At 40.4% G+C, this 15256-nt stretch carries 16 protein-coding genes; 10 read left to right on the top strand and 6 right to left on the bottom strand.

Going from position 1 to position 15256, the window contains the following annotated elements:
• Positions 1-173 precede the first annotated feature (173 nt).
• Entirely contained in the window at positions 174-533 is a 360-nt protein-coding gene (gene folB / locus MTO98_RS18275; protein WP_243480325.1) for a dihydroneopterin aldolase, read from the top strand.
• Between the two features lie 2 nt (positions 534-535).
• Positions 536-1933 (top strand): FAD-binding oxidoreductase, encoded by a 1398-nt coding sequence (locus MTO98_RS18270; RefSeq protein WP_243480324.1) that lies wholly within the window; start codon positions 536-538, stop codon positions 1931-1933.
• A gap of 122 nt (positions 1934-2055) precedes the next feature.
• Here the strand turns inward: MTO98_RS18270 and MTO98_RS18265 are convergent, their stop codons facing one another.
• Positions 2056-2502, bottom strand: coding sequence for a thioesterase family protein (locus MTO98_RS18265; RefSeq protein WP_243480323.1), 447 nt, complete (start codon positions 2500-2502; stop codon positions 2056-2058).
• A 136-nt stretch (positions 2503-2638) separates the two neighbouring features.
• Here MTO98_RS18265 and MTO98_RS18260 point away from each other — a divergent pair, with 136 nt between their 5' ends.
• Entirely contained in the window at positions 2639-3079 is a 441-nt protein-coding gene (locus tag MTO98_RS18260; protein WP_243480322.1) for an Hsp20/alpha crystallin family protein, read from the top strand.
• A gap of 80 nt (positions 3080-3159) precedes the next feature.
• On the opposite strand, the gene MTO98_RS18255 is transcribed toward MTO98_RS18260, so the two are convergent.
• Complete coding sequence (locus tag MTO98_RS18255; RefSeq protein WP_243480321.1) at positions 3160-3573, bottom strand: Ohr family peroxiredoxin; 414 nt, start codon at positions 3571-3573, stop codon at positions 3160-3162.
• Positions 3574-3756: 183 nt separating this feature from the next.
• On the opposite strand from MTO98_RS18255, the gene MTO98_RS18250 reads away from it, so the two are divergent.
• From MTO98_RS18250 to MTO98_RS18220, 7 genes are all read left to right on the top strand, one after another.
• On the top strand, positions 3757-5013 hold the full coding sequence (locus tag MTO98_RS18250; RefSeq protein WP_243480320.1) for a putative DNA modification/repair radical SAM protein: 1257 nt from the start codon (positions 3757-3759) through the stop codon (positions 5011-5013).
• A gap of 2 nt (positions 5014-5015) precedes the next feature.
• Positions 5016-5774, top strand: a complete 759-nt coding sequence (locus tag MTO98_RS18245; protein ID WP_243480319.1) for a TIGR03915 family putative DNA repair protein — start codon at positions 5016-5018, stop codon at positions 5772-5774.
• A 654-nt stretch (positions 5775-6428) separates the two neighbouring features.
• Positions 6429-7772: a PhoH family protein gene (locus MTO98_RS18240; protein ID WP_243480318.1), complete on the top strand. Its 1344-nt coding sequence runs from the start codon at positions 6429-6431 to the stop codon at positions 7770-7772.
• Between the two features lie 189 nt (positions 7773-7961).
• On the top strand, positions 7962-8621 hold the full coding sequence (locus MTO98_RS18235) for an MBL fold metallo-hydrolase (RefSeq protein WP_243480317.1): 660 nt from the start codon (positions 7962-7964) through the stop codon (positions 8619-8621).
• Between the two features lie 251 nt (positions 8622-8872).
• Positions 8873-9505, top strand: coding sequence for an HAD family hydrolase (locus MTO98_RS18230; protein WP_243480316.1), 633 nt, complete (start codon positions 8873-8875; stop codon positions 9503-9505).
• 11 nt (positions 9506-9516) lie between these two features.
• Positions 9517-10311, top strand: a complete 795-nt coding sequence (locus MTO98_RS18225; protein ID WP_243480315.1) for a DUF6438 domain-containing protein — start codon at positions 9517-9519, stop codon at positions 10309-10311.
• 76 nt (positions 10312-10387) lie between these two features.
• Complete coding sequence (locus MTO98_RS18220; RefSeq protein WP_243480314.1) at positions 10388-10777, top strand: hypothetical protein; 390 nt, start codon at positions 10388-10390, stop codon at positions 10775-10777.
• Between the two features lie 25 nt (positions 10778-10802).
• Here the strand turns inward: MTO98_RS18220 and MTO98_RS18215 are convergent, their stop codons facing one another.
• From MTO98_RS18215 to MTO98_RS18200, 4 genes are all read right to left on the bottom strand, one after another.
• Positions 10803-11081 carry a hypothetical protein gene (locus tag MTO98_RS18215; RefSeq protein ID WP_243480313.1) on the bottom strand — a complete coding sequence of 93 codons (279 nt, stop codon included), beginning with the start codon at positions 11079-11081 and terminating at the stop codon, positions 10803-10805.
• Positions 11082-11102: 21 nt separating this feature from the next.
• Positions 11103-11573, bottom strand: a complete 471-nt coding sequence (locus MTO98_RS18210; protein ID WP_243480312.1) for a PA2169 family four-helix-bundle protein — start codon at positions 11571-11573, stop codon at positions 11103-11105.
• 207 nt (positions 11574-11780) lie between these two features.
• Positions 11781-12161, bottom strand: a complete 381-nt coding sequence (locus MTO98_RS18205) for a PleD family two-component system response regulator (RefSeq protein ID WP_243480311.1) — start codon at positions 12159-12161, stop codon at positions 11781-11783.
• Positions 12162-12240: 79 nt separating this feature from the next.
• Positions 12241-15243, bottom strand: coding sequence for a PAS domain S-box protein (locus tag MTO98_RS18200; protein WP_243480310.1), 3003 nt, complete (start codon positions 15241-15243; stop codon positions 12241-12243).
• Positions 15244-15256: the final 13 nt, after the last annotated feature.

Genomic DNA, 15256 nt, shown 5'->3' with positions numbered 1-15256 from the left:
CTGTTTTTTGATATGTAAAGCCGCTTTATTGCAAAAAGTAGGTTTAAATGGTTTAAAGCATGTTTTTGGTGAAAAAATATTTTTGTACTTGAAAATCTGGGGTATCAACAGAAAATTTTAAAAGTCTTTTCACCGGGGATGAGATTTAGATACGGCTTTTATTACTTTTGAACATGATCAATATAGCCTTGCAGGGTGCCGAATTTTTCGCGTACCATGGATTTTATCCCGAAGAACAAAAAATAGGTTGCCGCTTTTTAGTTGATGTAAATGTAGGTTTTGTGCCTCCCGGCGATTTGCTGGAAGATGATTTAAATAAAACTGTTGACTATGAGCGCGTGTATATTATTGTATGTGAAGAGATGAAACATCCGCGTAAATTGATTGAAACCGTTGGTCGGGCAATTATTGACCGTGTAAAAAAGAAATATCCTTTTGTAGAAAGCATTGAGGTTACCATAAAAAAACTTACACCGCCCTTAAGCGGCAAGGTTGCTCATTCTGCTGTTATTATTAACTATAAGAAATCCTGATTATGGAATTCAATAAGATATCAGCTCAAATATTAGAAGCTATCATCGCCGTAGTGGGCGATAGCAATGTTTTAACCAGTGACGAAGGTCTTGAAAAATACAGTCATGATGAAACCGAAGACCTGGTTTATTATCCTGAAGTAGTAGCCCGTCCGCAAACTCCTGAGGAAGTTGCTGCATTGTTAAAAATCTGCAATGAAAATTTAATCCCGGTAACACCGCGGGGCGCTGGCACCGGTTTAAGCGGCGGCGCATTGCCTGTAAATGGCGGCTTGCTGATAGCTATGGAACGCTTTAACAGGGTACTGGATATTGATACGCAGAACCTGCAGGCCACTGTTGAACCGGGTGTTATTACCGAAGAGTTTATGAACCAGGTAGCTGCCGAAGGGTTGTTATATCCGGTTGATCCGGCGAGTAAGGGCAGTTGCTTTATAGGTGGGAACGTTTCACACGGTTCGGGAGGCCCACGCGTTGTTAAATACGGAACAATAAGAGAGTATGTGCTGAACCTGCAGGTGGCTTTAACTTCCGGCGAGATCATCTGGACCGGCGCAAATACGCTTAAATACGCGTCTGGTTATAATTTAACCCAACTCATGATTGGATCGGAAGGTACGCTGGGTATTGTGACTAAGATAGTGGTAAAGCTTATCCCGGCTCCAACTATAGATGCACTAATGCTGGCTTCGTTTCCAACCAATGAAATAGCTTGCGCAGCTGTTTCTGCTATATTCAGGGCTGGGATCATTCCCTCTGCATTGGAGTTTATGGAGCGGAGAGGCGTGGAGTGGGTTAAGGAGCATGATGATATTGCTTTTGATCTGCAGGATGGCATCGAAGCTTTTTTGCTGATAGAAGTAGATGGTACAAACCAGGATGTTATTTTTGCTGACTGCGAAAAGATAAATACCGTACTTGAAGAGTTTGACTGCCGCGATGTGTTATTTGCCGATTCGGCTGCGCAAAAAGAGGAGCTTTGGCGTTTAAGGCGTACAATGGCGGTATCAGTGAAATCAAATTCAGTTTATAAAGAAGAAGATACGGTTGTTCCCCGCGCTGCGCTGCCGCAGTTAATTAAAGGAATAAAAGAAACCGGGGTTAAATATGGCTTTGAATCAGTGTGTTATGGTCATGCAGGCGATGGGAACTTGCACGTAAATATTATCAAGGCTAACATGAGCGATGAGGACTGGAACAATAAGTTGAAATTCGGTATCCGGGAAATATTTGAGCTTACAGTATCACTTGGTGGTACTTTGTCTGGCGAACATGGAATCGGTTTGGTGCAAAAAGATTTCATGCCGATAAAATTTTCGGATGTTCATTTTGCGCTTTGGAGGGGGATAAAACAAGTATTTGACCCTGAAGGAATCTTGAACCCGGGGAAAATATTTTAATCAGATGTGCTGATTATAGATGTGCAGGTTTCAAATGTGCAAGTGTTCGGAAATTAGATATATAAGAATAATGCAATTTCAAATGTGCAGATATGCACATTTGAAATTTATACATCTAATATTTAATTCGTATTCAAAATCAATCTTGGCTCATCGTAATTGATCATCCGATGCCTTTCAGAAGATGGAATAGGCACCGATTTGTTGGCTGAGTAATCGTAACTGATGCAAACAGTTTTACCGGTAGTTACTATTTCCTCTCCATTCGGGGTTATCTTTACCAATACATGCATCATATCAAAACTGCTGTTACCTATCCGTATGGTACGTACGTAACAGGCAATATTGTCCTGAACAGTTAAAGGTTTAAGGTAGTTGATCTCCGACCGGCCCAGGATAATGCCGGTAGTGCTCCAATCCCAGTTAATAATTTCCTTCCAGTAACCAATACGGGCTATTTCAAAATAGGTAAGGTATACGGCGTTGTTTACGTGCCCGAATGAATCAATATCCGAAAAACGGATAGGAATAGACGTTTTATATTTATAATCAGTAAGTTTTTCAGTCATTTTCAGTCATTTTGTCTGCCCAAAAACATTATTGATGACTTTTTGTCGCTCGTTTTAGGCTTTTTTGCCGTTGGTACAGCAGTTGATCAATAGGTTACGAAGTTAATAAAAAACAAAACTTTAGGAGGATATAAAAATGACATTAGTAAAATTTAACAACGGCCTTAAAAATACTTCAGCTAACCCATTTTTTAGTGATGTATTTGATTCACTGATCAATGATTCGTTTTTAAGCGACAAATTAATTGCCCGCGTACCTGCAGTGAACATTGCAGAAACAGAAAACGAATTTCATGTTGAATTGGCTGTTCCTGGTTTAAAGAAAGAAGATTTTAAGATCAATCTTGACAAAAATGTGTTAAGTGTAGCAGCTGAAAAGAAAGCCGAAAACGTTGAAGAAGGCAAGAAATTTAGCAAACGTGAATATAGCTACAATTCATTTGTAAGGTCGTTCACCTTGCCCGAAAGCGCAGATCAATCAAAAATTGATGCCGATTATGCTGATGGTATTTTGAAGCTTACTATAGCAAAAAAAGAAGATGCAAAATCTCAAACAAGAGAAATTGCTGTAAAATAATTAAAGACTGTTTTCATAAAGTAGTTAGTTTGGTTTGAAGGCCGCCCCGTTAGGGGCGGCTTTTTTTTATTAATAACTACTTAGTCTGCCAGTACTTTAACTTCAATGTTGTTTCTTGTAGCTTTTGAATATGGGCAGGCCCGGTGCGCGGCATCAGCCATTTTTTGAGCGATATCCCAATCTACCCCCGGAATGTGTACATGCAGTTCGGCCGAAAGCGCGAAAGCCGCTTCGCTCTCTTTGTTGAATGAAATATGCACGTCAACTGTAGCTTGTGTTACATCTATATTATCCCTTTTACCAACAGAGCCTAAGGCCCCTAAGTAGCAAGCTCCCCACGCACCCGCAAATAATAACTCCGGATTGGCATAGCCATCTTCGCCGCCAAGAGCTTCAGGTAGCTTAAGTTCAAGGTCTATTACACCATCTTCTGATTTAATATGGCCTTCGCGGCCGCCCTTTGCTGTTACCACAGCTGTATATAATTTTTCCATGAGTTTAATCTTTGTTTTAATAGTTAACTCCTAAGAAGGCATAGTGTTTGCCCAGATCTGACTTAAGAACATTTAGACGCTTTACTTACATTGTTATATCGTGGACAGGATATTAAATTATTAAATAAAAAAATTTCCATTCAAATCGCTATTTGCTAAAATTATTAGTATTTTTGATTTGATATGAATGTGGAAAGGATAACGGAAAAGCTCAATATTTTGGCCGATGCGGCTAAATATGATGTGTCATGCGCCTCGAGCGGGAGCAACAGGAAAAACAAGGACAAGGGCCTGGGTAATGCCAGTAATGGAATCTGTCATAGCTATACAGAGGATGGACGCTGTGTGTCGTTGCTGAAGATCCTGCTTACCAATCATTGCATATTTGACTGTGCCTATTGCGTATCCCGTAAAAACAATGATATCAAGCGGGCCGCGTTTACAGTGCAGGAAGTGGTTGATCTTACCATTAATTTTTATCGGCGTAATTATATAGAAGGATTGTTTTTGAGCTCCGGCATTTTTAAAGATGCGGATTATACTATGGAGCGATTGGTTCGGGTAGCAAAAAAACTTCGAACGGAGCATAACTTTAACGGATATATTCATTTAAAATCTATTCCTGGTGCAAGTGAAGAGTTAATGCGTGAAGCAGGCTTATATGCTGACAGGCTTAGCGTGAATTTGGAAATGCCTACCGAGGCGGGATTAAAGCTATTGGCACCTGATAAAAACAGGCAGGATATGATTGACCCAATGCAGTTTTTGAAAAAGGAGATCATTCAGAATACAGAAGAAAAAAAACTCTTCAAAAACGCCCCGATGTTTGCGCCTGCAGGGCAAAGTACTCAAGTAATAGTAGGTGCCACACGCGAAAGTGATCAGCAGGTATTGCAATCGGCCAATTATTTTTATAAAAATTTCAATTTAAAGCGCGTTTATTATTCAGGATATGTGCCGGTTTTGGCAGATCAGCGTTTGCCTGCCTTGAATACTGCCGTTCCGTTGGTGCGCGAAAACCGCCTTTACCAGGCCGATTGGCTTATGCGTTTTTATGGGTTTCATGTAAACGAAATAGTAAATAATCAAAATCCGCTTCTTGATCTGGATATTGACCCTAAGCTAAGTTGGGCAATTCGCAATATGCAGGTTTTTCCGATCGATATTAATAAAGCTGACTTGCAGCTGATTCTTCGCGTTCCGGGTATCGGTTTGTTATCAGCACAAAAAATAGTTGCTGCACGTAAGTTTGCCGGGTTGGGCTGGGAGCAATTAAAATCAATAGGAGTGGCCATTAACAGGGCCCGGTACTTTATTACCTGTAAAAGCAATGAGTTTGAACGGCGCGATTTAACCGGGCAGAATATCAAGCAATTTATCATGGCCCAATCTCAAAGTAAATACATTAAAAATACACAAACTCAACTTAACCTGTTTTGAAGATGCATACACTGGTTTACGACGGAACGTTTGAGGGCTTGCTTACTGCCGTGTTTGAGATTTACGAGCGGAAACTGTATCCTGTGAAATTATTGAAAGGGGAGTGGCGCAATAATGCTTTGTTTGAAGAGGTGATTCCTGTTGTTACTGACGAGGGACGGGCACGCCGGGTATTAAGTGGGTTGCGCAAAAAGCTTTCCGCAGCGGGAGTTCAGCGTCTTTATATCAGCCACATGGCCGAAATTGCCGGCGAAGATTGCAATGTACTTGGTTTTATTCGTCATGTTTTTGACAGTGAGCAGAATATTGAAGAGGATTATGGAAATAGATATGTGATGCGCCTTTCGGAGATTTTAAAAATGGTTAGGCGCGAAAAGCACCGGATGGAAGCCTTTATCAGATTTCAGAAACTAAATGACGGTACCTTTTATGCGGCAATAGAACCTGATTTTAATGTGCTGCCATTACTTATCAAACATTTTAAAAGCAGGTATGCCGATCAGAAATGGATGATTTTCGATATCAAAAGAAATTATGGTTTGTATTATGATCTTCATGATACGCAATTTATAGAAATGGATTTTGATGAGTTGAATAAACCGGTTGATGTTATAGCAGCGTATGGCGAAGATGAAGGTATTTATCAAAACCTTTGGAAAAACTATTTTAACAGTGTAAACATCGTGTCGCGCAAAAATACCAGGCTTCATGTACGCCATATTCCTAAGCGATATTGGCGGCATTTAACAGAGAAAATTTAACGCTTTATTGATTTTGCGCTTTTTTTATCGCCGTGTATATGTGGATTTTTACAAGTGGTGTTGAAAAAGGATAATGTTAATAACCCTGGAGTTTATTTGCCTGATTAACAGTATTTATACTTAAAATTGGTAATTCACGCGTTGTGGATAACTGGCTCTTTTAGGTTGATAACCTGTTAATAAAAACAATCGAAAATATTTGCCAAAACCGGTTAATGTCCCGATATTGAAATCATCAAGAACGACGTACTTTGATAGCCTTTCAGGAAAACAGAAATTGAATCGGGTGAACCTTCGGGGGAACTAAAGATCAAGGAAAGTCCCTGAGCCACAAGAAAAAATGAAGAAAGCGAAAGCTTTTAGAAAAAAGAAAGTGGTTAAAGGAGGTACCGGAATTAAGGAGAAGAACTCTACGGAGGGAAACAACAGAAACCGGTGACATTGAGGATAGTCCACCGCTCGTGAGAGCAAAGGATAAAGATCATGTCGGTTAAAGATACACAAAACTTGATGCTGTTGGGCAACTACGGTTAAGCAACAGTTTGGAAACGGGAGTTCAAATCGCAAGAGATGACTCCCGTTTTCGCTTTTACAGGTTTTTTTGTTTGTGGAGAAATTTTTCTTCAAACGTTAAAATCGTTATTTTAGACGGATATGAAGGACGGCCAGCGTAACCAGAAAAAAAAAATATTTGTTTTAGATACTTCCGTGATCTTGTATGATCACAACGCATTTCAAAACTTTCAAGAGCATGATGTAGCTATACCAATTCAGGTGCTGGAGGAGCTCGACAACAAAAAAAACGGTAACGATACCCGCAACTTCGAGGCCAGAAGCTTTATCCGGCTTATGGATGATCTATCGCACAATGGGCTCATTAATGAGTGGATTCCGCTTAACGGCAAAACCAAAGGCAGCTTTAAAGTTGCTATGGATACTAAAACTACCGGACAGGATGCCGAGCAGATTTTTGGCTCGGATAAAACAGATCATCGTATCTTGAATGCAGCCCTCGGTTTACAGGAAGAAAATCCCGGAAAAAAAGTGGTGCTTGTATCAAAGGATATTTGTTTGCGCCTTAAAGCCAAAGCCCTTAACCTGCATGCCGAAGATTATGAAACAGGTAAGATCAAAAACCTGGAAGAGTTATATACCGGCAAAACAGACGTGGATAAGGTGACCGAAAAGCTTATTGCTACGCTTAACAAAAACGAGAACGTACCTGCCGAAAATTTAAAGGTAGCATCTTATACAAATAATCATTTCTATGTATTAAAAGGAAAAAAGGGTGATACGGTAGGTTTTTACAATTCGCAAACAAGGCAATTGGAAAAAGTTACTGAACAGCCCGTGCTAAATATTTTTCCGCGTAATATGGAGCAGTCATTTGCTATTCATGCTTTGTTGCACCCGGATATTAAATTGGTAACTATACAAGGCAACGCGGGTACTGGTAAAACGTTGTTAGCCCTGGCCAGTGCCCTTGAACAGCGAAAATATTACCGGCAGATTTTTGTAACCCGCCCCATAGTTCCCTTAAGTAATAAAGATATTGGTTTTTTACCTGGTGATATCAAATCAAAAATTGATCCTTACATGGCCCCGATATGGGATAACCTGAAATTCATTAAAGATCAGTTTGCCGACGATGAAAAGATGCAGGCCAAAATTGATGAGTTGGTTAACAACGATAAAATCTCGATAGCGCCGCTGGCTTTCATCCGTGGACGTACGCTTAGTAAGATCTTTTTTATTGTTGACGAAGCACAAAACCTCACCCCGCATGAAGTAAAAACTATCATATCCCGTGCCGGCGAAAACAGCAAATTTGTATTTACTGGAGATATTTACCAGATAGATACCCCATATCTTGATGCAGAAAGTAACGGATTGTCATATTTAATAGATAAAGCCAAAGGACATCCGCTTTATGCGCACATTACGCTGCAAAAAGGCGAGAGAAGCGAGCTGGCTAATCTGGCTACAGAATTGCTGTAGGGTGCTCGATTGCGTCAGAGAGAGGTACGGAGCAATCTCCGGTTTGCATGTTAGCCCGGTATAACTTATGACTGCTTCGTAAAGTGATGACGCTTTATTATTTCATCGCTTGTTAAAGAAGCGAATAAACATATTTTCTAAAACTTCATAAGCCTTTCCTGTGTATCTTTAGGAATTAAACCTCTGCTTATGAAAATATCAAAATACCTGCATTCGTGCCTGCTATTTGAACTCGATGGTTATCAGCTGTTATTTGATCCGGGAAAGTTTTCGTTTGCTGAGGGTTTAGTTACGCCTCAAATGTTTAGCGATGTGAAAGCTATTGTGATCACACATATTCATCCTGATCATTTTGATATCGACATTTTAAAGAGTATTGTTGATTTAAGCGGAGCGGAAGTTATTACAAACTCGCAGGTAGGTAAGGAACTGGAGAAGATCAATTTAAAATATACGCTCCTTGAAGAAGGTACTCACAAAGCAGGGCCATTTAAACTACAGGCTTTCCCGGTTAGGCATGAGCTGATCATGGATAATCCTTTGCCTCAAATGACAGGCTTCCTGATCAATAATAAAGTATTGCACCCGGTTGATTCTATGGAAGATAAATTATTGAATTTTAAGGGGATCGAATTACTTATCATGGTAACCATGGCCCCTTTTACCAATGAGCCAACAATTGCCGCCTTTGCCGATGAACTGCATCCAAAACAGATCTTTCCTGTGCATGACGGGTATGCCAAAGATTTTTTCATTATTCAGCGTTATGCTGCTTACAAAAAGCATTTTGACAAGCAAGGCATCAGGTTTCATGAGGTTTACAAAGTAGGGGATGGGATAAGTCTTTAGTTTTAAGTCGCAAGTCTTAAGCAGAAGAATTCAGAATTGTTATCGTTAGGAATCAAGGTTTTGAACTTGGGCCTTCCAGCTAAAAAAAGAAACCCCCGCCGAGAGGCGGGGGTTCTTTGCGGGCTCAGCCTCCTGCTAAGCCGACCCGCGTTAACCTTATCACACTGCTAAGGTGAGGATTAATAATGAAGAAAACATGAACATTAATTGCCGTTAATTTTTCATCTTAGCGAAAAACATAATTTTAGCTAATGCAGAAACCCGACAGTCTCATTTTTGATATGGACGGCACCCTTTGGGACGCCGTTGACACCTACGCCGAATCATGGAACCTGATATTTCAAAAGCTTGATATTCAAAGAACAATAAAACGAGATGAGCTGCTGCATGTAATTGGCATGGACGGTAAAAAACTTACCCGTGTTTTACTGCCCGAATTTGATGAAGAAAAAGGAATGGAAGTGTACAATGCAGTAAACCAGGTAAGGCGTGAAATATTACCCACCAGCGGGGGGATTATGTACAAGGGGGTTACCGAAGGTTTGAAGCAACTGGCAAATAAATACAAGCTTTTTGTATTAAGTAATTGCGCAGTTGGCATTATTCCATTGTTTTTAACCTGGGCGGGCATTAACGAGGTTATTACAGATAGCATGGCGTATGGCACTAATCAAATGCCCAAAAACCATAACATGCACCTGCTTATGGATAAGCATAAGTTACAAAGCCCGGTTTATATAGGCGACACTAATGGCGATGCTGAACAAACAAGGCTTGCGGGTATTCCTTTTACGTTTGTTAGTTATGGTTTTGGCAATACCGATGACTACGATAATAAGTTTGATGATTTTGAATCGCTAACCCAATATTATTTGAGTTTGTAAGTTTAGTTTACATGAAAAGCATATTACTGCTTCTTTTATCTTTTACCGTTCTGTGCAGTTCGGCATTGGCACAGCATGCTACCGTTGAATCTGAAGAATGGCTCAACGAAGACCTTGGTTATATTTATTTTGGTGAAGGCAAGGCCTATTTTAATTTCGATGGGTTTAAGAAACATGAAAATAAATACAAAATAGAACACGATACACTTAAAATAATTGACACGTATACTACAAGTGCCGATAATTTCAAACAACAGCATATCGATATTTCTAAATTCATCATCAACTATTTTGACGGGAAAAAACTAACCATCAAGGCTGTAAATGATAATGCAATAAAATTGGCCGGTCGCCCCCCGCTGCAGTTTAAAAACTACAAAGCCAGTTTCGATAGCGGCATCAAATTTTCAAAACTTCGTTTTTTATCTTCAACCTGCTATGGTAATTGTCCGCAATTATTGATCAATATTTGGGCGGATGGCACTTATCGTTTAAAAGGCGGTGAATTTGCTGAGCCTTACAAAGGAGATTATGCAGGCAAGCTTACAAGGCTGCAACTTGATAGCCTGAATTATTGGCTAAAACATAGCGAATTAAAAAAAATGTACGATTGGAAGCAGGCCAGCCAGGTTACAGATGCACCTAACTATTACCTGGATATCGATTTTGAAAACAATAAAGATAAGCTTACGCTAACAACCAATGATCCGCCATTTAACCTAACAGGGCTGGTGCATTTTTTAGTAGAATCATTCAGGAAGGTTAGCCTTACAAAAATTAAAGAGGGAGATAAGCAAGCAAACTAAACGAGTCCTGGTGGGGTAGATAAATATTTGCTTAGCTGTTAAGTTTTTGTAGCTTAGTTAGCAAATAAAATCTTCAATGAAAACAAAAACTAAGTTCATTATCACTTTTATATTACTGCTGATTATAGTTGGATTTTTTTCGTACCGGTATTATTTTGTTTTTGGAGAGGGAACAAAAGCCGGCACGATGAATTATTTTGTAAAGAAAGGCTATATTTTTAAGACCTACGAGGGCCGGCTTATTCAAAGCGGGATACGTACCCAGGCAACCGGTGGTACCATTGGATCCAACGAATTTATGTTTTCTGTAACCGATGAAAAAGTTGCTAAGCAACTAAGCAGCAATGCAGGCTCATTTTTAGAGCTTCATTATAAAGAATATCTGCATACGCTGCCATGGCGGGGAGTAAGCGTTTTTGTGGTTGATAGCATAGTATCGGCAAAACCGCTTGCACCGGGAATGTAACAGGCGACAATAAATTACAACCTGATTAAGCGTTAACCAGGTTGTAGTTTAATTCGCCGTTTTGCCTGGTGATCTTCACCATTCCCCGCTCAAAAAGATAATCAAGAACTTCAATTGTGTTTTTTTCGTGTGTGAAGGCATTTACTGCAGGTTCAAGCTCTCCTAATTTCAAAGTAATATCAGCTACCGTAGCTTGTTTTAATTGCGACAGCGTATAAATTACTTTGTCTTGAGTGCAGGTAACCTTTGTGTATTGATCAGGCACGCGGCATGCCGAAAAAAATGATTGATTTGATTTATTCATCTGTTTGTACTGCAAAATTAATTAGACATTGACCGCGTCCCTGAGAGATTTAACGGTATCATGCGCTTTTTTTAATCCTTCCAAATGGCTGTTAAGCAAATTCACAACTTGCTCATCTTCCCATATCAACTCCTTATCATCAAGAGCGGCGCGGTAAGCTTTTTTGGCTACATCCTCGCCATATTCACAATCTGATAATATTGAATGCCTGTCTTTATTAACAAAAACTGCTTTAACATCCATCCAGGCATGATAAAATTTACCCGAAAGGGTAGTGCCCTCTGCTGGGTCGCCGCCTAATACGTGAATGTAATCACGTATTTCATTAACGTAACTTTTGCTTTGATCAATATATTCATTGAAAAGTAAATTCAAGCCGGCTTCGTCGGTTGTTTCGGTGGCTTTTTGATAACCGGCAACCCTGTCGTTATTTATTTTAATCAGATCATTCAACGCGGAGATCTGGTGCTGTATGTGCTGTAAAATTCCCATAGCTATTGAGTTTTGTTATAATAAATAACATAGCTTATGGGTTAATGTTTTTGTATTTTAGTTACACTTCAAGTAGTTTAAAGATCAATTACTTTAAATATTTTACCTGATACAACGGGATGAATCGGCGGCCGGATGAGACGGCCGCCGCCAGGGCTCATCCCGAGGAGGGGTAAAATTTATTTAGTTGATCAATGAAGCTTGTTGTTATTCTGCGTTTTGCTTTTGGGTAAAATAGGCAACCTTTTTTAACAGGTCGTTCATATCAAATGGTTTGGCCAAAAAATCATTGGCACCAGCTATCATGGCAGATTCGCGCACATCGTGGCTTGCCGATATCATGATAACAGGAATGTTGCGGGTTAATTTATCTTCCTTAAACTTTTTACAGATATCGCGGCCGTCTTCACCGCTCATCCATATATCCAGCAATAACAGGTCGGGCAAATCTTCTTTCATTTCCAGCACTGTTAAACCGTCAACGGTTGATGTTACCTCGTAGCCTTCAAATTCAAGCAGCATTTCCACTGCATCAACAATACCGGGATCGTCATCTGCAATCATGATTTTTTTATTCTTTGCGTTCATGTTAGGCGTGAGGGCTTGGTTAAACCCTCTGAAATTATTTATGATAAACTAACCTAAACGTAAATGACCCGGTAAAAAATTAACTGTTGGTATCATCTACAGGTAATGCAAAGCAAAAAGTAGACCCTTTGCCTTCAATGCTGTTTACCCACATTCTGCCGCCTTCGCGCTTGATAATTTCTGAAGAGATGTATAATCCTAACCCCAAACCGGGGAAAGTATGCTGCTTATTTCCACTTACCCGATAAAACTGTTCAAACACCCGGTCCTTTTTATCGTTGGGTATGCCAATGCCAAAATCCTGTATACAAACAATGGCTTCATTGTTTTGGCGGCTGGTAGTGATAATAATGGTATCGGTATGCGGTGAATACTTGATAGCGTTTGTAATAAGATTTGTAATAACCTGACTTATACGATCTTTGTCTGAGTAGATTTTGCCTGTTTGGGAATAGGTTTGTACAAGCTTATGTTTTTGGGTGGTATGCTGGAGGTCTTCAACGGTTTCCTGCACGGCTTCATTAAAATCGAACCATGTTTTATTAAACTGCAGCCTGCCCGAGTTGATTTTAGTAACGTCAAGTAAATCGCCGATGAGATTGGTAAGGCGGTTAACCTGGGCATCCATCCTGAGCACCATTTCGGCCTTTTTATGCTCACCTTCTTTAGTAAGCATGGCACCGAGCACCTGGGCATAAGCTTTTATGCTGGTTACAGGAGTTTTTAATTCGTGACTGGCGATACCTAAAAAATCATCTTTTTGGCGTTGAAGCTGTTTCTGCTCATCAATATCTGTATTAGTACCAAACCATTTAATGATTTGTCCGTCAATGATAAAAGGTAAAGCCCTGGCCAGGTGCCATTTGTAATTCTGGTCTTTATCTTTTAATCTGAATTCGCATTGATAAACGCTTCCGGTATTTACTGCATTGGTCCAGGCTTCAATGCAATCGTCCCTGTCGTCGGGATGAATTCCGTTAAGCCAGTCGGGGCCGGCTATCTCGCTTGCAGCAATACCAAAATAATCTACAGCCCGCCGGTTAACATAGTCAAGCTCGCCATCTGTACGTGCTGTCCAAAGCTGTACAGGCATAAAATCGGTAACAAACTCAAACTGCCTGATCTGGTCATTGAGTTCCCTGTTTCGTAATTGTACTTCACGTTCGGCAAGTGTTTTATCGGTAACGTCTGTACAGGCACCTACATATCCGGTAAACTCCCCCCGTTGGTTATATAGCGGATTACCAGTTGCTATGCACCATCTTATTTCACCATCCCGGCGTGTAATTCTAAAATCAACTTCGTAAAACCGGCGCGCATTTAAATCTGCTAAAAACTTTTCGACAGCCCGGGCCCGGTCGTCTTCTAAAATGGCAATGGTCCATCCGGCCCTCAAATTATCGTTGAATTTAATGCCCGTCCAATCAATCCAGGTTTGGTTTACATAGGTAATATTACCTTCGGTATCTGCCATCCAAAGCGCCGTAGGCGATGCATTTGTAATGCTTTTGAGCAATTGCTCACTATCGGTAAGGGCTTTTTTATCGGCTATTTCTCGTCGCATATCCCGGGCAATTGAAGCCCGGCCCTGCGGCAATCCTGTTACGGCATCGTAAACCAGCATAGTGGTACCGTATACAGGTATGGCCTCTCCGGTTTGAAAATGGCGGTAAACTATTTCTCCACTCCACCGGCCTTCATTCATCAAAGTGGTATTTACCTTATCCTTTAGCTTACTAAGCTCATCAGGCATTAGGAATTCGCTATTATGTCTTTTGTGCTCATTGATGCCTTTAATACCCAGCATTTTTTGCCCGGCTGTGTTTACATAGGTCACATTACCATCAAGGTCCGAAAGACTTACAAAATCTGAACTATGATTAATGAGTGACAGCAGCTTGTATTGTTCGTTTCTTGCCGCTTTTTCGGGGCGAAGGTCGCGGGCTACAGAAGCCATACCAATGGGTAAGCCATTCAAAGGGTCATCAATCCTGAAACAGCTAACATATACAGAAATGTTTTCGCCTGTTTTAAAATGCCGGTAATGCATTTCACCTTCCCACTTGCCATGTTGTTGTACGGAAGGTATTATCTGGTTATTTACCTTGCCCGACTCATCATTTGGAAAATATTCAACGCCAGGTATCAGAGCTTCTTTTGCGCTCCCGATACCTAAAAGCGCATAAGTAGTTTTGTTGATATAGGTAACATTGCCATCCATGCTGCCTACTGCAATCATATCGGCAGTATTATCAATTAATGCAAGCAGTTTTTGTTGCTCCTGCTTGTCCAATATTTCGCGGGTTATATCCTGCACAGTTCCGGCAAAACGGATGGGTTCGTCGTTATTATTAAAATAGGCCTTTCCTTTAAGATGGATCCAGTATTTTAAATGCCCGGCATGGTCAATAGAGCGCACAATTACATCATAGTTACCGCCGCTTGCCGGGTTGTATGCCTGTATTACTGCGGCGCGTAATCGTTGTGCATCTTCCGGGTGCACAAATTTCAACAAATCGGTATATTGTATTTCGTCGTTTTTTTGAAAACCGCATAGCTCTTTGCAGCGCTCGTCCCATATTACAGTTTGCAATTTGGGGTTTAAATCCCAGGTGCCAAGCTCGGCAGCCTGCAGGGCAAATTGAAAGCGTTGTTCACTTTTGGCAAGTTTTTGACGCGTAGTTACCAGTTCGGTAACATCGGCTGCCGTGTTAAGTATCCCCCAAACTTCGCCTTTGTCATTATGCAGTGGTTTAAAAGTAAAGTTGAAATAAAACTCTTCGATGTTGCCGTTAATTAAAAGATCAACTTTTTCTTCTTTACCCTCGTAAGCGATGCCGCTTTTATACACGTTTAATAATATAGCATGGAAGCCCTGCGCTTCAAGCTCGGGCAACAAGTTGAAATAAGTGCGGCCAATTACATCTTCACCTTTACCCCAAATATCAATAATAGCCTTGTTGGCTATCCTGATCTCCATACCTTCACCCATATACAAAGCAACAGGAGTAGGGGACTCCTTAATCAGAATACGGAAAATATCCTCGTTTAATTGTGGATGCAGGTTTGTGGAATTATTCATTGTACGGATAAAA

It is taken from the genome of Mucilaginibacter sp. SMC90 (genome assembly GCF_022811725.1).
Lineage (GTDB): Bacteria > Bacteroidota > Bacteroidia > Sphingobacteriales > Sphingobacteriaceae > Mucilaginibacter.
Note: the sequence above shows the minus strand (reverse complement) of the source record. Positions and strands in the feature narration are given on the sequence as shown.

Bases quoted from the DNA above. Each gene is read 5' to 3' on its own strand.
- MTO98_RS18260 (WP_243480322.1), top strand. From the start codon at position 2,639: ATGACATTAGTAAAATTTAACAACGGCCTTAAAAATACTTCAGCTAAC.
- MTO98_RS18220 (WP_243480314.1), top strand. From the start codon at position 10,388: ATGAAAACAAAAACTAAGTTCATTATCACTTTTATATTACTGCTGATT.
- MTO98_RS18200 (WP_243480310.1), bottom strand. From the start codon at position 15,243: ATGAATAATTCCACAAACCTGCATCCACAATTAAACGAGGATATTTTC.
- MTO98_RS18205 (WP_243480311.1), bottom strand. From the start codon at position 12,161: ATGAACGCAAAGAATAAAAAAATCATGATTGCAGATGACGATCCCGGT.
- MTO98_RS18245 (WP_243480319.1), top strand. From the start codon at position 5,016: ATGCATACACTGGTTTACGACGGAACGTTTGAGGGCTTGCTTACTGCC.
- MTO98_RS18255 (WP_243480321.1), bottom strand. From the start codon at position 3,573: ATGGAAAAATTATATACAGCTGTGGTAACAGCAAAGGGCGGCCGCGAA.
- MTO98_RS18265 (WP_243480323.1), bottom strand. From the start codon at position 2,502: ATGACTGAAAAACTTACTGATTATAAATATAAAACGTCTATTCCTATC.
- MTO98_RS18225 (WP_243480315.1), top strand. From the start codon at position 9,517: ATGAAAAGCATATTACTGCTTCTTTTATCTTTTACCGTTCTGTGCAGT.
- folB (WP_243480325.1), top strand. From the start codon at position 174: ATGATCAATATAGCCTTGCAGGGTGCCGAATTTTTCGCGTACCATGGA.
- MTO98_RS18235 (WP_243480317.1), top strand. From the start codon at position 7,962: ATGAAAATATCAAAATACCTGCATTCGTGCCTGCTATTTGAACTCGAT.
- MTO98_RS18270 (WP_243480324.1), top strand. From the start codon at position 536: ATGGAATTCAATAAGATATCAGCTCAAATATTAGAAGCTATCATCGCC.
- MTO98_RS18240 (WP_243480318.1), top strand. From the start codon at position 6,429: ATGAAGGACGGCCAGCGTAACCAGAAAAAAAAAATATTTGTTTTAGAT.
- MTO98_RS18250 (WP_243480320.1), top strand. From the start codon at position 3,757: ATGAATGTGGAAAGGATAACGGAAAAGCTCAATATTTTGGCCGATGCG.
- MTO98_RS18210 (WP_243480312.1), bottom strand. From the start codon at position 11,573: ATGGGAATTTTACAGCACATACAGCACCAGATCTCCGCGTTGAATGAT.
- MTO98_RS18230 (WP_243480316.1), top strand. From the start codon at position 8,873: ATGCAGAAACCCGACAGTCTCATTTTTGATATGGACGGCACCCTTTGG.
- MTO98_RS18215 (WP_243480313.1), bottom strand. From the start codon at position 11,081: ATGAATAAATCAAATCAATCATTTTTTTCGGCATGCCGCGTGCCTGAT.